Below are 19,739 nucleotides of genomic sequence, written 5' to 3'. Positions count from 1 at the left end.
GAGCGGCCGCGACTGGACAGGACAACGAAGGGCAGACACTGATATGGCAAGAGAATACAAAGACGTGGTGGTGGGGCTGGACATCGGCACGGCCAAGGTCATGGCCGTGGTGGCCGAGGTGCTGCCCAATGGCGAACTCAAGCTGGCCGGCCTGGGCGTGGCGCCGAGCAATGGCCTCAAGCGCGGCGTGGTGGTGAACATCGATGCCACGGTGCAGAGCATCCAGCAGGCGCTGAAAGAGGCCGAGCTGATGGCCGATTGCAAGATCCAGCGTGTCTATACCGGCATCACGGGCAGCCATATCCGGGGGCTCAATTCCAGCGGCATGGTGGCCGTGAAGGACAAGGAAGTCACCGCTGCCGACGTGGCCCGCGTGGTCGAGACGGCCAAGGCCATCAACATCAGCAGCGATCAGCGCCTGCTGCTGGTGGAGCCGCAGGAATTCGTGATCGACGGGCAGGACGTGAAAGAGCCCATCGGCATGAGCGGCATCCGCCTGGAGGCCAAGATCCATATCGTGACCGGTGCGCAGAGCGCGGCCGAGAACATCATCAAGTGCGTGCGCCGCTGCGGCCTGGAAGTCGAGCAGCTCATGCTCAACCCGCTGGCCAGCAGCCAGGCCGTGCTGACCGACGACGAGCGCGAACTCGGCGTGGTGCTGGTGGACATCGGCGCCGGCACCACCGACGTGGCCATCTTCACCGGCGGTGCCATCCGCCACACCGCCGTGATCCCGATCGCCGGCGACCTGATCACCAGCGACATCGCCATGGCGCTGCGCACGCCCACGAAGGACGCCGAGGACATCAAGGTCGAGAGCGGCTACGCCAAGCAATTGCTGGCCGACCCCGAGGCGCAGGTGGAAGTGCCCGGCCTGGGCGACCGCAGCCCGCGCATGTTGTCCAAGCAGGCGCTGGCGGGGGTGATCGAGCCGCGTGTCGAGGAGATCTTCTCGCTGGTGCAGCAGGTGGTGCGCGAATCGGGTTACGAAGAAGTGCTGTCCTCTGGCATCGTGCTCACAGGCGGCAGCTCGGTGATGCCCGGAATGATCGAACTGGGTGAAGACATTTTCCTGAAGCCCGTGCGCCGCGGCATCCCCAAGTATTCCAGCGCCCTGTCGGACATGGTGGCCCAGCCGCGTGCCGCCACGGTCATGGGCTTGCTCGAAGAAGCCCGGCTGGCACGGCTGCGCGGCTTCAAGGTGGCGCAAAAGAGCGGGTCGATGAAGACCGCGTTCGGGCGCTTCAAGGATTTCATCGTGGGGAATTTCTGAAATGCAGCGACAACCCCCTGAGCGACTTCGTCGCTTCCCTCTTCTCTCGCGCTGCGCGCGGGAAGGGAGACGCCGCCAGCGCGGCGGGGCGGTCCTTGCGCGGTGGCCCTCGTCCGGGCTGCGCCAGTTTCATGGGCTGTGGGCGGCGTGCCGCACGGGGGATCAATGACATGAAATATCCACTCTGGCTAGCGCGTGGGAGCCCTCACCGAATACCGCGCGAGCGATGGCGATGTACTGGACCGCCATGCTCTCCCACCCAATCCCCTTTTTCCATTTGGCAATTGCATACGAATCTAGAACCAGGAGCTCCAACATGACCATCGAAATGATCGAAGCCGAAGAATTCAACCAGGGCACCCAGATCAAGGTGATCGGTGTGGGCGGCGGCGGCAGCAACGCCGTCGAACACATGATTGCCCGCAGCGTGCAAGGCGTGGAGTTCGTCAGCGCCAACACCGACGCGCAGGCGCTCACCCGCAGCTCGGCCCATCGCACCATCCAGCTGGGCCAGAGCGGCCTGGGTGCAGGCAGCAAGCCCGACAAGGGGCGGGACGCTGCCGAGGCGGCGGTGGACGACATCCGTGCCGCCATCCAGGGCGCCCACATGCTGTTCATCACCGCCGGCATGGGTGGCGGCACGGGCACCGGCGCCGCGCCCGTGATCGCGCGCGTGGCCAAGGAAATGGGCATTCTCACCGTGGGCGTGGTCACCAAGCCCTTCGACTGGGAAGGCGGTCGCCGCATGACCAATGCCGACAACGGCCTGGCCGAACTCGAAGCCAATGTCGATTCGCTGATCGTGGTGCTCAACGAGAAGCTGCTCGAAGTGCTGGGCGATGACATCACCCAGGACGAAGCGTTTGCGCATGCCAACGACGTGCTGAAAAACGCCGTGGGTGGCATTGCCGAAATCATCAACGAATACGGCCATGTGAACGTCGACTTCGAGGACGTGCGCACCGTGATGGGCGAGCCCGGCAAGGCCATGATGGGCACGGCCACCGCCAGCGGCCCCGATCGCGCCCGCATCGCTGCCGAGCAGGCCGTGGCCTGCCCGCTGCTCGAAGGCATCGACCTGTCGGGCGCCAAGGGCGTGCTGGTGCTGGTGACCGCCGCCAAGGGCAGCCTGAAACTGTCCGAGTCGCGCCTGGCCATGAGCACCATCAATGCCTACGCATCGCCTGATGCGCATGTCATCTACGGCGCCGCCTACGACGACAGCCTGGGCGACGAGATCCGCGTCACCGTGGTGGCCACGGGCCTGTCGCGCCCCAACGCACGCCGCCAGCCCATTTCGGTGGTGCAGGGCGGCCTGCGCACCGGCACGGACAACATGGCCTACCAGATGCCCATGACTGTCAGCGGTGGCATGGGCGGTGCCGTCGGGGTGGCCGGTGGCATGGTCGGTGGTTCCCAGGCCGATTACGGCGGCATGTCGGTGCCCAGCGTCTGGCGCACCAACCGCACACAGGCGGCCGCCCGCGTGGATGCGCTCTCGTCGGGTGGCATGGACGATCTGGAGATCCCGGCTTTCCTGCGCAAGCAGGCGGATTGATCCGGTCCATCCCCCTGAGCGGCTGCGCCGCTTCCCCCTTCTCTCTGAGCGCTACGCGCTCCGGGAAGGGGGACGATGCCCTCGCTGTGGGGCGGCCCTTGCTCGGCATCCCTGGCACGGGTCGTGCCAGTCTCGATCGCTCCGTTTTCTATCAATGCCATAGTTGAGACGGTGCCGTGATCAACGGGTCGGCCCACTAAAATCTACCCATGCTTCAGCAACGCACCCTCAAGACGATCACCCGCGCTGTCGGCGTGGGGCTGCACAGCGGCCAGCGGGTCGAGTTGACCCTGCGGCCGGCACAGCCCGACACGGGCATCGTGTTTCGCCGCGTGGATCTGCCCCAGCCCGTGGACATTCCCATCTGCGCGACGGCGGTGACCGATACCCGCCTGGCATCGACCATTGGCACGGGCAATGCCAAGGTGCACACCGTGGAGCACCTGATGTCGGCCTGCGCCGGCCTCGGCATCGACAACCTGTATGTGGACATCACGGCGGAAGAGGTCCCCATCCTCGATGGTTCCTCGGCATCGTTTGTCTTTCTGCTGCAAAGCGCAGGCATCGCGTTGCAGAACGCGCCGCGCCGCTTCATTCGCGTGACCCGGCCGGTCGAGGTGCGCCAGGGCGAGGGGGCCGCGGCCAAGTGGGCAAGGCTCACGCCCTACCATGGCTACAAGCTCAGTTTCGAGATCGATTTCGACCACCCGGCGGTCGACTCCACGGGCCAGCGGGTCGAGTTCGACCTGGGCTCTGGCAACTACAGCCGCGACATCGCGCGCGCGCGCACCTTTGGCTTCACGCGCGACGTGGAAATGATGCGCTCCAGCGGCCTGGCGCTGGGCGGCGGGCTGGACAACGCCATCGTGATGGACGACTACAAGGTGCTCAACAGCGACGGCTTGCGCTACGACGACGAGTTCGTCAAACACAAGATTCTCGACGCCATGGGTGACCTGTACCTGGTGGGCAAGCCCCTGCTGGCGGCCTACAGTGCCTTCCGTTCGGGCCACGCCATGAACAACCTGCTGCTGCGCGAGCTGCTGGCGCAGCGCGACGCCTGGGAGGAAGTGACGTTCGAGGACGAGCGCCAGGCGCCCCGCGGGTTCCTGCAACCCGCGCGGGCCTGGTGAATATGAAGTCCCCCCCGAGCCGTTTCGCGCCTCGGTGCCGCCGCCAGAGGCGGCAGCTCTTCAGGCACGTCCAAGCCTGCGCAGGCAGGCTTGGAGTCGCGGCCCTCAGCCCCCAGGGGGACGACGCCCTCGCTGCGGGGAGGCCCTTGCCTGGCGTCCCTGGCCAGCGCTGTGCAAGTTTTCGCCGCGCAGGGAGTCGTTGAAATGCTGCTGTTTCGCTGGCTGGCCATGGCACTGCTGCTGGCGGCAGCGGTTTCTTTGGCGTTCTATGCCGGCACGGGCCAGGCGCGCTACAGGCGCTTTGGCCTGGTGGTGCTGAAGTGGACCCTCATCGCGGCGGTCTTTTTCTTTGCCGTGCTGTTCATCGGGCGCCTGGCCTGAAAACCGGCACGGCAGCAGCCGCCGCCGCGCTGGCCTATACTCGCGCCTGCTCCGGGGTGTGCTGATGCACTGAGATGCGGAGGCCTGACATGCGGGCCCAGACGCGAACCCGACGAACTTGATCCGGTTCATTCCGGCGGAAGAAGAGCCGATCCCTCCATGCCCCATGCCAGCTGCCTGGCGCGGGCGCCATGCCCCAGTTGTCCCGTGCAGCTGCGGGGGAGCAGGTCCATTCCGGAGCAGCCCCGCCACCGGAACCAGGAGACTGCCCCATGAATGCCCCCGAACCTGTCGCCCGCGAGAAATTCGCCGAACTGCTCGCCCTCACCCGCGAACCATTCCCTGCCTCGCGCAAGGCCTATATCCCCGGTCACCTGCACGCCGACCTGCGCGTGCCCGTGCGCGACATCGCGCTGACCAACGGCGAATTGGTCAGCGTGTACGACACCTCGGGCCCCTACACCGACCCGAGCGCGGTGATCGACGTGCGCCAAGGCCTGGCCAGCGTGCGCGGTGGCTGGATCAGCGGCCGTGGTGACGTGGAGCACTACGAAGGCCGCGCCCCCGTGGCGCTGGACGACGGCCAAAAGAGCGAAGACGCCACCCGCCTGGCCCAGCTGCGCGCCGAGGCCGCTGCCCTGCAGCGCAAGCCCCTGCGCGCCAAGAGCGGTGCCAACGTCACGCAGATGCATTACGCCAAGAAGGGCATCATCACGCCCGAGATGGAATACGTGGCCATCCGCGAAAACGGCAAGCGCGAGTGGATGCAGCAGTACATGGCCGATGCGGGTCGTGAAAAGCGCCTGATGGGCAACCCCCTGGGCGCAAGCATCCCGCGCATCATCACGCCCGAGTTCGTGCGCGACGAAGTGGCCCGGGGCCGCGCCATCATCCCGGCCAACATCAACCACCCCGAGGTGGAGCCGATGGCGATTGGGCGCAACTTCCTGGTCAAGATCAACGCCAACATCGGCAACTCGGCCGTCACGTCGAGCATTGAAGAAGAGGTGGAAAAGCTGGTCTGGGCGATCCGCTGGGGCGCCGACAACGTGATGGACCTGTCCACCGGCAAGAACATCCACACCACGCGCGACTGGATCGTGCGCAACTCGCCCGTGCCGATTGGCACCGTGCCGATCTACCAGGCGCTGGAAAAGGTGGGCGGCATCGCCGAAGACCTGACCTGGGAAATCTTCCGTGACACGCTGATCGAGCAGGCCGAGCAGGGCGTGGACTACTTCACCATCCACGCCGGCGTGCGCCTGGCCTACATCCACCTCACGGCCCAGCGGCGCACGGGCATTGTTTCGCGCGGCGGCTCCATCATGGCCAAGTGGTGCATGGCGCACCACCGCGAGAGCTTCCTGTACGAGCACTTCGAGGACATCTGTGACATCATGAAGGCGTACGACGTGTCGTTCAGCTTGGGAGACGGCCTGCGCCCCGGCTGCGCATCGGACGCGAATGACGAAGCGCAGTTCGCCGAGCTGCACACGCTGGGCGAACTGACCCAGATCGCCTGGAAGCACGACGTGCAGACCATGATCGAAGGCCCCGGCCATGTGCCCATGCACATGATCCAGGCCAACATGACCGAGCAGCTCAAGACCTGCCACGAGGCGCCGTTCTACACCCTGGGCCCGCTGACCATCGACATCGCGCCCGGCTACGACCACATTGCCTCGGCCATCGGTGCGGCCATGATCGGCTGGATGGGTACGGCCATGCTGTGCTACGTGACGCCCAAGGAGCACCTGGGCCTGCCCGACCGTGATGACGTGAAGCAGGGCATCATCGCCTACAAGATCGCGGCCCACGCGGCCGACGTGGCCAAGGGCCACCCCGGCGCGCGCTCGCGCGACGATGCGCTCTCCCAGGCGCGCTTCGACTTCCGCTGGCAGGACCAGTTCAACCTGGGACTGGACCCCGAGACGGCCAAGGAATACCACGACGAAACCCTGCCCAAGGACTCGGCCAAGGTGGCCCATTTCTGCTCCATGTGCGGCCCCAAGTTCTGCTCGATGAAGATCACGCAGGAAGTGCGCGACTTCGCTGCGCAAAAGGGTGTGGCCGAGGCCGAGGCGCTGGCGGCGGGCATGGAGACCAAGGCCGAGGAGTTCCAGCGCGGCGGTGGCAGCCTGTATGTGCCGATCCAGCCAGTCTGACGGTCGCTACTAAAAAAGAGCTTCTGGTGCTTTCTGCATGGGCGCTGGAAGCGCTTTTGGGCGAATGGCGCTTATGCAGTAGGCGCTTGCAGCTCTTGAACATGTCATATTGCAGCCCGAACTTCCCGTGGCGGTACCGGGGTGCAACGGCGCCAGCCACCGGCGCGCACCTGGCGATCAGTCCCTCGTCACCCGCACCACTTCTTCGCGGCTGGTGATGCCGGCGGCGATCAGGCGCTCCCCGTCGTCGCGCATCAGCGCCATGCCGTTGGCCAGTGCCGCGGCGCGGATGTCGGCCTCGGAGGCCTGGCTGTGGATCTGCGCGCGGATGGTGTCATTGGTCACCAGCATCTCGAACACCCCCGTGCGGCCCGCGTAGCCGGTCTGGCCGCAGGCATCGCAGCCCTGGCCGGTGCAGTGGGGGCAGATCTTGCGCACCAGGCGCTGGGCCAGCACGCCCAGCAGGGAAGAACTCAGCAGGAACGGTTCCACGCCCATGTCGGTCAGGCGCGTGACGGCGCTGGCGGCATCGTTGGTGTGCAGCGTGGCCAGCACCAGGTGGCCGGTGAGCGAGGCCTGGATGGCGATCTGCGCGGTTTCGAAATCGCGGATCTCGCCGATCATGATGATGTCCGGGTCCTGGCGCAGGATGGCGCGCAGCGCCTTGGCAAACGTCAGGTCGATCTTGCTGTTGACCTGCGTCTGGCCCACGCCGGGCAGTTCGTACTCGATGGGGTCTTCCACCGTCATGATGTTGTTGCGCGTGGCGTCGAGCCGGCTCAGCGCGGCATACAGCGTGGTGGTCTTGCCCGATCCCGTGGGGCCGGTCACCAGCACGATGCCGTGGGGCTGGGCGATCAGGCTGGTGAAGCGCTGCAAGGTGTCGCCCTGCATGCCCACGGCTTCGAGGCTGATCTTGCTTTCGCTCTTGTCCAGCAGGCGCAGCACGGCGCGCTCGCCATGCGCGCTGGGCAGGGTGGACACGCGCACGTCGATGGCGCGGGTACCCAGGCGCAGGCTGATGCGGCCGTCCTGCGGCAGGCGCTTTTCGGAAATGTCGAGGTCGGCCATGATCTTCAGGCGCGAGATCAGCGCTGCGTGCAGCGCGCGGTTGGGCTGCACCACCTCGCGCAGGCTGCCGTCCACGCGAAAGCGCACGCTGCTGTGGCGCTCGTAGGGCTCGATGTGGATGTCGCTGGCGCCATCGCGCGCGGCCTGCGTGAGCAGGGCGTTGAGCATGCGGATGATGGGTGCGTCGTCGGCCGTTTCCAGCAGGTCTTCGACGGCGGGCAGCTCCTGCATCATGCGCGAGAGGTCGGCGCCTTCTTCGACCTCGCTCACCACCGTGGCGGCGCTCGATTCACCCTGCGCATAGGCGGCGCTGATGCGCTGGGCCAGGCCATGGGCGTCGAGCGGCAGCAACTGCTGCACGGGGTGCTTGCGCAGCACCTCCGACAGCGCGCTGGCATTGGGCTGGGGGCCGTGCCACAGCACCAGCTGCTGGCCGTCGTCCTCCAGCAGCAGCTGGGCGGTGCGCGCAAAGGCGTAGGGCAGGGGGTGGCGCATGGTGGTGCCGCCTCAGGGTGCGCTGACGGGCGCGGGTTCGTACGACGCGGGCGTGGGTGCGGGCGGTGTGGCTGCTGGGCGCAGCGCGGGCAGTACCGGGGCCGCCGAGACCGAGCCCATCACGGCGCTGGGCGCGGGTTGCGCGACCTGCTGCAGCGCACGGATGGCTTCGTAGCGGTCGAGCATCAGGGCGTCGCTGGCGGCCGCATCGCGCACCACCACGGGGCGCAAGAACACCATCAGGTTGGTCTTCTTGCGCGAGCGGTTCTCGCTGCGGAACAGGTTGCCCAGCACGGGGATGTCGCCCATCAGGGGCACCTTGTCCTCGGCCTGCTGGTAGCTGTCTTCCAGCAGGCCGCCGAGCACGATGATGCTGCCGTCCTCGACCAGCACGTTCGATTCGATGGAGCGCTTGCTGGTAGTGGGGCCGTTCACGTCCTTGAGGGTGTTGCCGTCGATTTTGGAGACCTCCTGGTAGATGGCCATCTTGACGGTGCCGTTCTCGTTGATCTGGGGGCGCACGCGCAGCATCAGGCCCACGTCCTTGCGTTCCACGGTGGTGAAGGGGTTGACCGAGTTGTTGCCGGTGGTATTGGCGTACGAGCCCGTGACGAAGGGCACGTTGTTGCCGATGACGATGCGGGCCTCTTCGTTGTCCAGCGTCATCAGGTTGGGGGTGGAGAGCACATTGGCATCGCCGCTGTTTTGCAGGAAGTTGGCCAGCGCGCCCAGGTAGTACTGGCCGTTGACGCGCGGCGCCAGTGCAATGTTCAGGCCCCCGCCCAGCGATGCCAGGGCCGTGGCGCTGCCGGTGGCAATGCCGGCGGCCAGGCCCAGGATGTTGCCGCCCGACACCGACGAGTTGGTGCCGATGGCGCCCACCACGCCGTCGCCCTTGCTGCCCAGCACGCTCTGCCACTGGATGCCGAACTCGGCCAGCTTGCTGGCCGTGACTTCCACGATCAGGCTTTCCACCAGCACCTGCGCGCGGCGGCCGTCGAGCTTGTCGATCACGGCGCGCAGCTGCCGGTACTGGGGCTCGGGTGCGGTGATGATGAGCGAGTTGGTTGTGGGGTCGGCCTGGATCTGCCCGCCGGTGGAGGGCTGGTTGCCGCTGGCACTGCTGCTGGAGCCCCCGCCTGCACCCATTCCCAGGCCGCCGCTGCCGGCGCCCAGCCCGGCGCTGTTGCTGGCGCTGCTGGTGCCGGCCGTGCCGGAGGACGCCACCGTGGTGGACAGGCCGCTCGTCCCCGCAGAGCCCGACAACGCGGTGTTGCCCCCCCCCGTGACCGACATGGCTGCGCGCAGCGTGGTCGCCAGCTTGGTGGCATCGGCATTCTTGAGGTAGACCACATGGATGTTGCCGCTGGCCGCGCTGCTGCCGGGCACGGGCGGCTGGTCGAGCTTGTCCACCAGCGCGCGCACCTGGGCCACGCGGGCCGGGTTGGCGGCGCGCAGGATCAGCGAGTTGCTGCGCGCCTCGGGCAGCAGCGTGGTCTTGAACGAGGTGTCGGTCTGGCCCTGGGCCGCGGCCGGGCCGACTGCGCTGCCACCATCGATGAGCCGTGCCACCAGCGGCGCCAGGTCGGCGGCCACGGCATTCTTGAGCGGGATCACCTCGACATCGCTGGCGTTCGACACATCCATGGCCGCCACGATGCGGGCCAGGCGCTGCAGGTTGTCGGCGTAATCGGTGATCACCAGCGAGTTGTTGCCGGGGTTCACGTTGATGGTGTTGTTGGGGCTGATCAGCGGGCGCAGCACCGGCACCAGGTTGGCCGCGTTCTCATAGTTGAGCTTGAAGATCTGCGTGACGATCTGTCCGCCGCCGGGGCCCGCCGCGCCGCCCCGCGACACGCTCACGCTGCCGCCCTGCAGCTTGGCATCGGCCTCGGGCACCACCTTGTACAGGCCGGCGGACTCGACCACCGTGAAGCCTTGCAGCCGCAGTGCCGCCAGAAATTGGTGGAAGGCCGCCGCAGGCGTCACGGCCCGCTCGGTGATCAGCGTGAGCTGGCCTTTCACGCGGGGGTCCACCACCACGTTGCGGCCGGTGATGGTGGCCATGGTGCGGGCTACGGCCTCGATCTCGGCGTTGGCGAAGTTCAGCGTGACGGGTTCGCCCGGGCGCACGCTGCTGGTGCCGGTGTCGATGGCTGTCTGGGCATGAATCTGGCCGCTAGCGCTTGCCAATAAGGCGCAAGCAGCTATTGTATTGAGAGCGAACTGCAGTCGTGGCGAGATCTTGGAAGTCATAGGGTCAACCCACGGTAATGATGGAGCGTGCGCCGTTGCGCCGTCCGATGATGTTCAGAAGATTGGCCAGGGCCGCCTCGCGCTCGGGCGTGGCGCTGGCCTCGCCGGTAAAGTGCAGGCGCTGGCCCACCCATTGGCCGCGGCCGTTCAGCTGCAGGTCGCCATCGAGTGTGTTCAGGGTGAGCGTGGGCACTTCGCCGCCCTGCAGCACGAGCCGGTAGCTGCCCATGGGGCGCAGGGTGGACAGGCGCGAGGACATGGCCCGCGCGTCCAGTTGTGCTGTGCCCGCCAGTGCCAGGCGGCCCGCGGTCCACAGGGCTTCGAGGCCCTGGGTCTGCAGGGCCAGCTGGCCCTGGGGTTGCAGGGTGTTCCAGGGTGTGCCCAGGCCGGTCAGCAGGCCGGCGGGGAACTGGCTCTGGCCATCGGCGATGGCCAGGCGCGCGCCGCCCCAGCGCGCGTCCACGCGGGCCTGCAGGGGGGCGGCCATGCAGCAGGCGGCGTGCACCTGGGCGTGCAGGCCGGTCCAGCGGGGGCGCAAGCGCCACTCCAGGCGCCCGGGCAGGGCGGTGCGGTCCTGGCTGGCACCACCGCCGGTCAGGACCAGCTGGGCCGACCCGGTCCACACGGTGCCACGCGCCTGGGCCAGCAGCACTTGCCCCTGGCTGGCGCGGTCCACCGCCCGGGCCAGCCACTGCGCCGGCGCAAAAACCACCAATGCTGGCAGCACACCCGCGAGCACGCCGGCCGCAGCCCAGCCCCAGGGCGCGCGCGGGGCCGCCTTGGTGGTACGCCGGGGCCGGGAACGCTGGGGAAGGGACACGTTGCGGAACACGGAAGGGGCAGCCGGTCAGCGGGCTGGCAGGGCCAGCACCAGGCTGCCATCCCAGCGTGGTGCGGCTGCAGCGGGCCCATTGCCGAGGGGGGTGGGGGCCGTGGGGCTGGCTGCTGGCGCGCTGCGTGCGAGGCGGGCCTCGACCGGCACCGCCAGCGCATTGCTGCGCGCCTGGGCCAGCCATGGGGCCAGGGCGTCGGCGGGCGCCCCCTTGAGCGTGATGGTGGCGCGGTCGCCCGCCAGGCTGAGCTGGGCCGTGGCGCCCAGGCGCTCGGTCAGCGTGCTGCGCAGGCTGGCCACGGCATCGCTGGGGGCGCTACGGGGTGCAGCCTGCAGTTGCAGGGCTTCGGCCTGCAGGCTTTGCATGCGCTGCAGCTGGGTATCCAGGGCCGCATGGCGCGCGGGGGCCGTGCGCAGCGTGGCCAGGGCCGGCGCCAGGGCCACCCACCACAGCAGCGCCAGGGCCACCACGGCGCCCGCGGCCAGCAGCAGGTTCTGCTCGCGCGGGGCCAGGGCCTTCCAGCGGTCCTGCAAGACGGTGTGGAGGGGGGCGCTCATGGTGTGGTCTCCGGGCGCAGCAACAGGCTGCCGTCGCCCAGGCGGGCGCTGTAGCCGGCCGCTTGCAGCCGCGCGGCCAGGGCCGCCTGCGCTTCGGCCGTCAGCGTCACGCCGCGCAGGCGCAGCTCGCCCGCGGTGTATTCGAGTGCATTGGGCAGCTGGCCTGCGGGCAGGGCAGCGCCTGCCGCCGCGAGCAGGGGCTCCAGGTCGCGCGGCGACACGCTGCCGGCGGCCTGGCGCAGCGTGGCCAGTTCGCGTTCCATCTGCACGGGGGCATCCACCACCACCTGCACCTTGGGAAAGGTCTGGGTGAGTGCATTGCGCACACCCGCCTGCTTGGCGGCGAGCGCACCGCGCTCCTGCCAGGCCCACGCGTTCAGGCCCACCAGATGGGCGGCGGCCAGCAGGCCTGCGCCCCAGCGTGCCGCGCGCCACTGCGGCGCATGCAGCAAGGCGCTGGCGGCGCTGCCAGCCTTGCGCAGGGCACGGGTGCGCCCGGTGCTGGCCAGGTCGAACTGCGCCAGGTCCCAGTCGCTGCGCGCCGCATCGAGTGCGCGCTGGCTGGTGGTGTGCAGCACCACCGACCGGCCCAGCGTGCGCTCGGCCAGTGCCGCCACGGCGGGCTCGGCGCGCACCGGCGGCATCGCTTCGTCGGGGTCTCCGGGGCGGGTGGCCGGGCCGATCAGGCCCAGTGCCGCAGCGGACAGGGGTAGCACGGCCACGCCCTGATCGGGTCCGTGGCCACAAACCACGAGCTGGGCATCCTCGGGGCTGCCCAGCGCAAACAGCTCGGGCCCGCCGCTGGCGGTGGGGCCCGGCGCAAATTCGGGCACCACGCGCGCGACGCGCCGGCCTGCGGCCTCCAGTGTCTGCAGCGCTTCGCGCAGCCAGGCGCGGTCGCACACGGCCACCCACACCGGCTCGCCAGCGCTGGCACCCGGTTGCAGGGCAAAGTGCAGCTGGGAAGGTTCGTCGAGCAGCTGGTCTTCCAGCAGGCCTTCGAGCACCGAGCGCAGGCGCGGCGTCTGCTGGTTCCCCCCCAGCGGCACACCCTGGGGCAATTGCACGCGCTGCCATGAAAGCGCCGCTGCCGGCACCACTGCCACCACCTCGCCGCCCGGCCGGGCAGGCTCGGGCAGCAGCGGCGCCGGGGCGCTGGCGTGGCGAAGTGCGGTGTGGCCGTCGGCGGTCAGCGTGTAGCTGTAGGCGGTGGCGGACCCGGAAGGTGCCAGGGGCAGAAAAAGGATCAGGGTGCTCATGGGCGGGATTTGCGGGCCATTTTAGGGGGCAGAGTTGACAGTGCCGCGGCAAGGGCGCTCAGCGCGCCGCTGGAGGCGCAGCGGTCGCGCCTGCGCTGTCAAAAGCGCCGCGTTCGCGCCACAGCGTGGTGAGGGTGGTGCCCTGGCGCATCACCAGCGAGCGTTCTTCCACCACGCTGGAGCCCAGGCGCAGGCGTCCGCGCACCTCGAAGTAGCGCGAGGCGATGGCATGGTCGTCGGCGTTCAGCGCAATGCTGGCGCCCAGCTGGTCGGAGGCATCGGTCAACGCCCGGAAATGGCGCGCCTGCCGGGCCTGCACCAGCTTTTGCGCGCCCGCCATGTCCAGCCCGTCGATCGCGGCCAACAGCACATCCACGTCGGCGGTGTTCAGGTTCACCGGGGTGCGCACCGGCAACAGCGTGACATGCGGCGCCAGCACGGCGAGCGTGGCGGGCGGCAGGCCCAGCCAGCCCAGCTGGGCCAGGGTGGGCGGCAGCAGGGGAGCGCTGCTGCTGGCACCCTGGCTGGCCTTGGCTTCGCGCAGGCCCTGCACGAGCAGGCCCAGTTGCTGCAGGGGCAGGCCCAGGCGCTCGAACAGGCGAGAAAACTGGCGCAAGGCGCCTGCGTTGACCTTGTCGCCATCGATCAGGTTGCTCAGGTTCAGCCGCCCCTGCAGGTCGGTGATCTGGCCGGACAGAAAGGCGTCGGTGGTGTCGGTGCTGGCGTCGTCCACCTGGGTCATGTTGCGGTCGGCGGCCAGAAAGGTGGACAGGCGCGCCTCCTGCAGCGGCACGGCCCAGGGTTCGGCCAGGTGGTCGGCACCGCCGGTGATGCCGTCCTCGCGCAGGATCAGGCGCGACCAGTCGAGCGCGCCCACCAGAATCCAGGCCGACTGCAGCCGGGCACGCTCGGCCGTTTCGACCTCAATCGCGCGCCACTGCTGCCACAGGGCGGCGGCGGCAAAGGTGGCCACCAGCGTCACCGTGAGCATGGCCGCCAGCAGGGCCGCGCCGCGCTGGCGGGCCGGGCCCGAGGCGTTTGGAAACGAGGTAGTGCCGTGCCTCATGACTTACCGCCACCCAGCACCGGGTTGACCCAGTCGCGCGTGATCTGCCCGGCCAGCGCCTGGCCCGGGCTGAGGGTGATCTGCAGGCGCACGCCATCGGGCAGTGCGGCGTTGGCCTCACCGGGCGTCGTGTTGCTGCTGGACTGCGGGTTCGACCAGGCACCGCCGCGGTAAAAATAGATTTGCCAGTGGTCCAGTGGCAGCAGCACCACTTCCCTGCGCCGCTCGGCTTCGCCGGGGTTGCCGGCCCACTGGGCCGCCTGCTGCCAGGCCTGCTGCCAGTCAGCATGGGTGCGCACCGGGGGCGATTGCCAGCGCAGCCAGCGGCTGGTGCCCTGCAGGTCGCGCCGGGTCCAGGCCACCACCAGGGCACCTTCGTCGGGCCGGGCGCTGCTGCGCCGCGTCATGCGCAGCACCTGGCCGTCCCAGTTCAGCGGCGTGGTGTAGGGCACGGACACGATGGCGTCCAGATCCGCGCCCCACTGCGCGAGCGCGGCCTGCACCACCAGCAGTTCATCGGCCCGCTGGCGCGTCGTCTCCTGTGCCCGCGCCATGCCGTCCAGCCCGCGCCACCCCAGGATGGCCATCAGCGCCATGATGGCAATGGCCACCAGCAGCTCGATCAGGGTGAAACCGTTTGGAGAGCGTGCGCGGCGCGCGCCCCAGTGCGTCATGCCAGCCATTCGCATATCAATATCTGCCCACGATGGTGGACAGGCGCAGCACGGAGTTTTCGCCATCGAACACCTGCGCATCCACGCGCCGAAAACTCGGGTTGGGCGTGGGCCGCACGATCACGGCCACATCGAAGCGCCGCCCCGCCTGCTCGCAGGGCTGGGTGCTGTCGCCCACCCCCGGCATCTGGCGTGACAGGCGGGCCTTGACCAGTTCGTTCTCGGCGCAGAGCTGGGCCAGCACGATGTCCGATTGCCGCAGTGCATTGCGCGTCAGCGCCGTGGTGGCCTGCAGGCCCGCCAGAAGGGCAATGGCCACAATGGCCAGCGCCACCAGCACCTCGACCAGGGTAAAGCCCTGTTCTGGCGTTTTCATGGCAGTGGCTCCACCGCGAAAGGCCGCAGGCCGTCGGTGGCCACGCGCAGCGTGCGTTCGGGGTGGGCCTGGTGGGTCAGCAGCACCTGCTGCGGCCCGATCAGCGGCTCGGGTCCCAGTTGCAGGGTGGCGGGGCCGCGCACCGTGGTGCCGGCATCCAGCCACTGGGTGGGCAGCGTGCCGGCGGGCAGGCCCTCGAACCGGAAACCCTGCGCATCGGCGCGCCAGCGTACCGGCACGCCCGTGCCGCGCGATTGGGCCCGGCCCGATTCCAGCAGGGCCGCCAGCCGTGCTGCTTCGCGCTCCAGCTGTGTCTGCCCGCCGTCGCGCAGCGCCAGGCTGACGCCCGCCGTGGCCAGCGCCATGATGCTGATGACCACCAGCAATTCCAGCAGGGTAAAACCCCCCTGGGCCGCTGCGCGGCTTCCCTCCGCTCTCGCGCCGCGCGCGGGGAGGGGGACGACGCCAGTGACCTGGCAGCGCCAGTTCCACGGCGTCCCTGGCCGGGGGCGCGCCAGTTTCATGGGCCTGGGATGCGTGGGGAAAGAAGACCGGTCACTGCCAGCTGCCGATATCCGCGTTCTTGCCCTCGCCGCCCGACTGGCCATCGGCTCCGAACGACATCACGTCGATCTCGCCCTTGATGCCGGGGTTCAGGTACTGGTAAGGGCGACCCCAGGGGTCGTTGGGCAGCTTGTCGAGGTAGGGTTTCCAGTTGCCGGGGATGGGGCCGGCCGTGGGCTTGGCGACCAGCGCCTGCAGGCCCTGTTCGGCCGTGGGGTAGCGTTGGTTGTCCAGGCGGTACAGCTTGAGCGCCTGCATCACGTTGGCGACGTCGGTGCGGGCGGCGGTGCTGCGCGCATCGTCGGCGCGGTCGAGCACGTTGGGCACGATCAGCGCGGCCAGCACGCCGATGATGACCAGCACCACCATCAGCTCGATCAGGGTGAAGCCCCGCGCAAGGTGCGTGGCCAGGCGGCTGCGGGCGGTGCGCAGGGGGGGGGCGGAGGATTTGTTCACTGCAGGCGGTCTCGGGAGGGTCGGATCGTGTGAATCATAATCCCCGCATGGTGACCAATACACACAGCAGATGGGGCGTGCGCCTGGGGACTCTGGCGCTCTGGGCCCTGGCGGGCGCCAGCGTGGCCTATTGGGGGCTGCGCCTGTCGGCCCGGCCCGTGGGGCTGGCGGTGCCGGCCGTGGCCCCCGCGCCCGTGGCGCCCGATGCGCAGGCCATGGCGCGCCTGCTGGGTGTGCCGGCAGCGACCGATGCGGTGGCGGGCCGGGCGCCCGCGGCCTCGCTGGCCAGCCGCTTTGCCCTGATCGGCGTGCTGGCGGGCCGCAGCAGCGGCGGCGGTGCGGCGCTGATTGCGGTGGACGGCAAGCCGGCCAAGCCGTTCCGCGTGGGCGCTGCGGTGGACGAGGGGCTGGTGCTGCAGTCGCTGGACCCGCGCCAGGCCCGGCTGGGCGCCAGCGTCGATGGCCCCGCCACGCTGACGCTGGACATGCCGCTCAAGAACTGAACCGGTCCAGGTTCCGGATTTCCCATTCGCCCCACGCGGGCGCTGCCGCCGGCCACTGCTCTGGCCGGGGCCAGACGCCGTCGCCATGCGTCTGCAGCCAGGCCACGCAGCGCGCTACCCCGGCGTGGGTGATCCACACCACATCCTGCGCCGCTGGCTCCGTGTGCTGGGGCTGCGTGGCGCGCAAGGCCAGCGAGACGCGGGCCAGCATGGCGCTCAGGCTCTCACCGCCGCCGGGTGCGTGGGTGGCGAAGGCGGCCGTCCACGCGTCGATGGCCGTTTTGCCAATGTGTTCCCAGGCCCGCCCTTCCCAGTGGCCAAAGTCCATTTCACGCAGGCGGGTGTCGGGATTGGAGGCCAAATCGGGCCTGAGCGCTTGCAGGTCATGCGCCAGCAGCGCACATCTTTGCAGCGTTGAATGAAAGACCCGCGCCTTCGGTGGCAGGGCGTCTGCCAGGCGTTGCGCCGCCACGCGGGTGGCTGTGGCGTCGGCTGGCACATCGAGCGCACCGTAGCAGGTGCCCGGTGCCACCAGGGGTTGTGCATGGCGCACCAGCCACAGGCGGGTGCCAGCGGGCGGGCTCACATCCATCGCAGGGCCAGCGCCGCGCCCAGGTAAAAGCCGATCTCGCTGACCTGCTGCGTGGCGCCCAGGCAGTCGCCCGTGAAACCCTGCAGGCGCCGCGCGACCCAGCGGCCCATCCAGGCAGCGGCCAGTGCACTGCAGGAAGCAGATACTCCTAAATAAATAGCTGACTGCGATTGCCAGACAAGCGTTAGAGGTATAAAACACCACAAAACGGCAGCAACCAGTGCGGCGCCGGTGATCTGGTCGGCCAGCGGCTTGCTTTTGGACCGGGTCGTGTCGCCCACATGCGGCAGCCCGCGCACGATGAACAGCGGCCACAGGCGCGACAGCACATGGCCGCCCACCAGCGCAGCCACGGCCGCCAGCAGGCTGTGCGCGCCCAGCAGCGCCAGCAGGCCGACCTTGGCCAGCAGCGCCAGCACCAGGGCCATGGCCCCGAAGGCGCCGATGCGCGAGTCCTTCATGATGTCGAGCGCGCGTTCGCGCTCGTAGCTGCCGCCCAGGCCGTCGGCTACGTCGGCCAGGCCGTCTTCATGGAAACCGCCGGTCATCAGCACCGTGGCGATGGTGCAGAACACCGCCGCCACGGCCGGCGCCAGCGGGTTGGGCGCCAGGGCCCAATGCAGCGCGGCATACACGCCCGCCGCCAGCGCCGCCGCCAGCCAGCCGATGCCCGGAAAATGCGCTGCACTGGCGCGCAGCATGGCCGGGCTGTAGCCCACCCAGCCGGCCAGCCGCCCGGTGACGGGGATGCGGGTGAAAAACTGCACGGCCAGCAGGTAGTGGCGCAGGGCTTGCATGGTGCGGGGCCGTGGGAGTTTCAAATCGGATAGCTGCCAGCGCCGGATGGATAAGCTTCCGCAGTCATTTTGCGCAATATTCTGCTTACTTGGAGCGCAAAAACAGCCGGTAGGCCGGGTTCAGCGTTTCTTCCACAGATGGGTAGCCCAGCGTGGCCAGGAAGGCATCAAACGCCGCAGCGTCTTCGGGCGGCACCTGCAGGCCCACCAGGATGCGGCCGTAGTCGGCGCCCTGGTTGCGGTAGTGGAACAGGCTGATGTTCCAGGTGGGCTGCATCAGGCTCAGGAACTTGAGCAGCGCGCCGGGCCGCTCGGGGAACACGAAACGCAGCAGGCGCTCGTCCTGCGCCAGCGCCGAGTGGCCGCCCACCAGGTGGCGCAGGTGCTCCTTGGCCAGCTCGTCGTGCGTCAGGTCGAGCGACTCGAAACCGTGGCGCTCGAAGTTCCGGGTGATCTTTTCCGACTCGCCCTTGCCATGCGTGGCCAGGCCCACGAACACATGGGCGCGCTGGGCGTCGCTGATGCGGTAGTTGAACTCGGTCACGTTGCGCGGGCCGCCGGGCAGGCCGCCCACCACCTCGCAAAAGCGGCGGAAGCTGCCGCGCTCTTCGGGGATGGTGACGGCCAGCAGGGCCTCGCGTTCCTCGCCCACCTCGGCGCGCTCGGCCACGAAGCGCAGGCGGTCGAAGTTCATGTTGGCGCCGCACAAGATGGCGGCGTAGGTTTCGCCCTTGGTTTTGTTCTTGGCCACGTACTGCTTGATGGCCGCCACGGCGAGGGCCCCGGCGGGCTCGACGATGCTGCGCGTGTCCACGAACACATCCTTGATGGCGGCGCAGACCGCGTCGGTGTCCACGGTGACGAATTCATCCACCAGGCCCTGGGCGATGCGAAAGGTTTCCTCGCCCACCAGCTTGACGGCCGTGCCGTCGGAAAACAGGCCCACATCGGCCAGCGTGACGCGTTCGTGCGCGTTGACCGACTGGAGCATGGCGTCCGAGTCGTTCATCTGCACACCAATCACCCGGATGTCGGGCCGCACCGCCTTGATGTAGTTGGCCACGCCCGCCACCAGGCCGCCGCCGCCAATCGCCACGAACACGGCATCGAGCTGGTTGCTGCCCAGCTTTTGCAGCTGGCGCAGGATTTCCATGGCAATCGTGCCCTGGCCGGCGATCACGTCGGGGTCGTCAAAGGGGTGGACAAAGGTCAACCCCTGCTCCTGCTGCAGCCGCACCGCGTGGTCGTAGGCATCGGAATAGCTGTCGCCCGCCAGCACCACCTCGCCGCCCAGCGCCTGCACAGCGTCCACCTTGAGCTGAGGTGTGGTGGTGGGCATCACCACCACGGCGCGCGTGCCCAGCTTGCGTGCGCTCATGGCCACGCCCTGCGCGTGGTTGCCGGCCGAGGCGCAGATCACGCCCTTTTGCAACTGCTCGGGCGCCAGGTGGGCCATCTTGTTGTAGGCACCGCGCAGCTTGAAGCTGAACACCGGCTGCTGGTCCTCACGCTTCAAAAGCACCTTGTTGTGCAGGCGGCGGCTCAGGTTTCTGGCAGGCTCCAGGGCCGACTCGACGGCCACGTCATAGACGCGCGCGGTCAGGATCTTCTTCAGGTAATCGAGGGGTGTGAGAGGCTGGGTCATGGGATGGCAGGGTGTGCGCCGCCACAGCGCAGGTGGCGGGGCAGCCATCATAGGCGCAACGCCTGACGGCCCGACAGGGGCGGGG

19 protein-coding genes and 1 riboswitch are annotated in these 19,739 nt (G+C 68.9%); of the genes, 6 read left to right on the top strand and 13 right to left on the bottom strand.

The features are described 5' to 3' along the window. Window positions 1-43: 43 nt before the first annotated feature. From ftsA to thiC, 5 genes are all read left to right on the top strand, one after another. Window positions 44-1,273, top strand: coding sequence for a cell division protein FtsA (ftsA, locus tag K225_RS0111920; RefSeq protein WP_026436629.1), 1,230 nt, complete (start codon window positions 44-46; stop codon window positions 1,271-1,273). A gap of 316 nt (window positions 1,274-1,589) precedes the next feature. Beyond that, a complete protein-coding gene (gene ftsZ, locus K225_RS0111910; RefSeq protein ID WP_026436628.1) occupies window positions 1,590-2,831 on the top strand; it encodes a cell division protein FtsZ in 1,242 nt (413 codons plus the stop codon). Window positions 2,832-3,040: 209 nt separating this feature from the next. After that, a complete protein-coding gene (gene lpxC / locus K225_RS0111905; RefSeq protein WP_026436627.1) occupies window positions 3,041-3,964 on the top strand; it encodes a UDP-3-O-acyl-N-acetylglucosamine deacetylase in 924 nt (307 codons plus the stop codon). Window positions 3,965-4,168: 204 nt separating this feature from the next. Then, complete coding sequence (locus K225_RS22460) at window positions 4,169-4,345, top strand: hypothetical protein (RefSeq protein WP_202900047.1); 177 nt, start codon at window positions 4,169-4,171, stop codon at window positions 4,343-4,345. A 42-nt stretch (window positions 4,346-4,387) separates the two neighbouring features. After that, window positions 4,388-4,507, top strand: a riboswitch (TPP riboswitch). Between the two features lie 110 nt (window positions 4,508-4,617). Beyond that, window positions 4,618-6,510 carry a phosphomethylpyrimidine synthase ThiC gene (thiC, locus tag K225_RS0111895; RefSeq protein WP_026436626.1) on the top strand — a complete coding sequence of 631 codons (1,893 nt, stop codon included), beginning with the start codon at window positions 4,618-4,620 and terminating at the stop codon, window positions 6,508-6,510. Window positions 6,511-6,687: 177 nt separating this feature from the next. Here the strand turns inward: thiC and K225_RS0111890 are convergent, their stop codons facing one another. The 10 genes from K225_RS0111890 to gspG all read right to left on the bottom strand — a co-directional run bounded on the left by K225_RS0111890 (window position 6,688) and on the right by gspG (window position 16,093). Next, window positions 6,688-8,076 (bottom strand): GspE/PulE family protein, encoded by a 1,389-nt coding sequence (locus K225_RS0111890; protein WP_026436625.1) that lies wholly within the window; start codon window positions 8,074-8,076, stop codon window positions 6,688-6,690. A gap of 12 nt (window positions 8,077-8,088) precedes the next feature. Next, window positions 8,089-10,332 carry a type II secretion system secretin GspD gene (gspD, locus tag K225_RS20745; protein WP_034712556.1) on the bottom strand — a complete coding sequence of 748 codons (2,244 nt, stop codon included), beginning with the start codon at window positions 10,330-10,332 and terminating at the stop codon, window positions 8,089-8,091. A 4-nt stretch (window positions 10,333-10,336) separates the two neighbouring features. Next, the gene (gspN, locus tag K225_RS0111880) at window positions 10,337-11,152 is read right to left on the bottom strand and encodes a type II secretion system protein N (RefSeq protein ID WP_026436624.1); all 816 of its coding nucleotides are present in this window, start codon (window positions 11,150-11,152) and stop codon (window positions 10,337-10,339) included. A gap of 27 nt (window positions 11,153-11,179) precedes the next feature. Next, complete coding sequence (gene gspM / locus K225_RS0111875) at window positions 11,180-11,722, bottom strand: type II secretion system protein GspM (RefSeq protein WP_026436623.1); 543 nt, start codon at window positions 11,720-11,722, stop codon at window positions 11,180-11,182. Next, window positions 11,719-12,981 (bottom strand): type II secretion system protein GspL, encoded by a 1,263-nt coding sequence (gene gspL, locus K225_RS0111870; RefSeq protein ID WP_026436622.1) that lies wholly within the window; start codon window positions 12,979-12,981, stop codon window positions 11,719-11,721. Before gspL ends, gspM begins: the two co-directional genes overlap by 4 nt. A 58-nt stretch (window positions 12,982-13,039) precedes the next feature. After that, complete coding sequence (gspK, locus tag K225_RS0111865; RefSeq protein ID WP_026436621.1) at window positions 13,040-14,047, bottom strand: type II secretion system minor pseudopilin GspK; 1,008 nt, start codon at window positions 14,045-14,047, stop codon at window positions 13,040-13,042. Next, on the bottom strand, window positions 14,044-14,721 hold the full coding sequence (locus K225_RS0111860) for a type II secretion system protein J (RefSeq protein WP_051248910.1): 678 nt from the start codon (window positions 14,719-14,721) through the stop codon (window positions 14,044-14,046). Before K225_RS0111860 ends, gspK begins: the two co-directional genes overlap by 4 nt. 16 nt (window positions 14,722-14,737) lie before the next feature. Next, window positions 14,738-15,097, bottom strand: a complete 360-nt coding sequence (gene gspI, locus K225_RS0111855) for a type II secretion system minor pseudopilin GspI (protein WP_026436619.1) — start codon at window positions 15,095-15,097, stop codon at window positions 14,738-14,740. Then, window positions 15,094-15,492, bottom strand: coding sequence for a type II secretion system protein GspH (locus K225_RS0111850; protein WP_238323227.1), 399 nt, complete (start codon window positions 15,490-15,492; stop codon window positions 15,094-15,096). The genes gspI and K225_RS0111850 overlap by 4 nt, the downstream gene beginning before the upstream one ends. A gap of 160 nt (window positions 15,493-15,652) precedes the next feature. Then, complete coding sequence (gspG, locus tag K225_RS0111845) at window positions 15,653-16,093, bottom strand: type II secretion system major pseudopilin GspG (RefSeq protein ID WP_026436617.1); 441 nt, start codon at window positions 16,091-16,093, stop codon at window positions 15,653-15,655. Window positions 16,094-16,164: 71 nt separating this feature from the next. Between gspG and K225_RS0111840 the strand changes: the two genes are divergently transcribed. Next, window positions 16,165-16,620, top strand: a complete 456-nt coding sequence (locus tag K225_RS0111840) for a type II secretion system protein N (protein ID WP_026436616.1) — start codon at window positions 16,165-16,167, stop codon at window positions 16,618-16,620. Here K225_RS0111840 and K225_RS0111835 read toward each other — a convergent pair. The 3 genes from K225_RS0111835 to ilvA form a co-directional block, all read right to left on the bottom strand. Next, window positions 16,610-17,212 carry a histidine phosphatase family protein gene (locus tag K225_RS0111835; RefSeq protein ID WP_026436615.1) on the bottom strand — a complete coding sequence of 201 codons (603 nt, stop codon included), beginning with the start codon at window positions 17,210-17,212 and terminating at the stop codon, window positions 16,610-16,612. The two genes, K225_RS0111840 and K225_RS0111835, sit on opposite strands and share 11 nt — an antisense overlap. Continuing rightward, window positions 17,203-18,009, bottom strand: coding sequence for an adenosylcobinamide-GDP ribazoletransferase (locus K225_RS0111830; protein WP_026436614.1), 807 nt, complete (start codon window positions 18,007-18,009; stop codon window positions 17,203-17,205). The genes K225_RS0111835 and K225_RS0111830 overlap by 10 nt, the downstream gene beginning before the upstream one ends. An 85-nt stretch (window positions 18,010-18,094) precedes the next feature. Next, complete coding sequence (ilvA, locus tag K225_RS0111825) at window positions 18,095-19,654, bottom strand: threonine ammonia-lyase, biosynthetic (protein ID WP_026436613.1); 1,560 nt, start codon at window positions 19,652-19,654, stop codon at window positions 18,095-18,097. Window positions 19,655-19,739 lie beyond the last annotated feature (85 nt).

The organism is Acidovorax sp. JHL-9 (assembly GCF_000426205.1).
In the GTDB taxonomy this organism is placed as follows: Bacteria; Pseudomonadota; Gammaproteobacteria; order Burkholderiales; family Burkholderiaceae_C; genus Acidovorax; species Acidovorax soli.
Note: the sequence above shows the minus strand (reverse complement) of the source record. Positions and strands in the feature narration are given on the sequence as shown.

What these genes read in the sequence shown, in the direction of transcription:
- K225_RS0111835 (WP_026436615.1), bottom strand. Translation starts at nt 17,212, where the DNA reads ATGGATGTGAGCCCGCCCGCTGGCACCCGCCTGTGGCTGGTGCGCCAT.
- gspI (WP_026436619.1), bottom strand. Translation starts at nt 15,097, where the DNA reads ATGAAAACGCCAGAACAGGGCTTTACCCTGGTCGAGGTGCTGGTGGCG.
- K225_RS22460 (WP_202900047.1), top strand. Translation starts at nt 4,169, where the DNA reads ATGCTGCTGTTTCGCTGGCTGGCCATGGCACTGCTGCTGGCGGCAGCG.
- K225_RS0111890 (WP_026436625.1), bottom strand. Translation starts at nt 8,076, where the DNA reads ATGCGCCACCCCCTGCCCTACGCCTTTGCGCGCACCGCCCAGCTGCTG.
- gspM (WP_026436623.1), bottom strand. Translation starts at nt 11,722, where the DNA reads ATGAGCGCCCCCCTCCACACCGTCTTGCAGGACCGCTGGAAGGCCCTG.
- thiC (WP_026436626.1), top strand. Translation starts at nt 4,618, where the DNA reads ATGAATGCCCCCGAACCTGTCGCCCGCGAGAAATTCGCCGAACTGCTC.
- gspD (WP_034712556.1), bottom strand. Translation starts at nt 10,332, where the DNA reads ATGACTTCCAAGATCTCGCCACGACTGCAGTTCGCTCTCAATACAATA.
- lpxC (WP_026436627.1), top strand. Translation starts at nt 3,041, where the DNA reads ATGCTTCAGCAACGCACCCTCAAGACGATCACCCGCGCTGTCGGCGTG.
- ftsA (WP_026436629.1), top strand. Translation starts at nt 44, where the DNA reads ATGGCAAGAGAATACAAAGACGTGGTGGTGGGGCTGGACATCGGCACG.
- K225_RS0111830 (WP_026436614.1), bottom strand. Translation starts at nt 18,009, where the DNA reads ATGCAAGCCCTGCGCCACTACCTGCTGGCCGTGCAGTTTTTCACCCGC.
- gspL (WP_026436622.1), bottom strand. Translation starts at nt 12,981, where the DNA reads ATGAGCACCCTGATCCTTTTTCTGCCCCTGGCACCTTCCGGGTCCGCC.
- K225_RS0111860 (WP_051248910.1), bottom strand. Translation starts at nt 14,721, where the DNA reads ATGACGCACTGGGGCGCGCGCCGCGCACGCTCTCCAAACGGTTTCACC.
- ilvA (WP_026436613.1), bottom strand. Translation starts at nt 19,654, where the DNA reads ATGACCCAGCCTCTCACACCCCTCGATTACCTGAAGAAGATCCTGACC.
- gspK (WP_026436621.1), bottom strand. Translation starts at nt 14,047, where the DNA reads ATGAGGCACGGCACTACCTCGTTTCCAAACGCCTCGGGCCCGGCCCGC.
- K225_RS0111840 (WP_026436616.1), top strand. Translation starts at nt 16,165, where the DNA reads ATGGTGACCAATACACACAGCAGATGGGGCGTGCGCCTGGGGACTCTG.
- ftsZ (WP_026436628.1), top strand. Translation starts at nt 1,590, where the DNA reads ATGACCATCGAAATGATCGAAGCCGAAGAATTCAACCAGGGCACCCAG.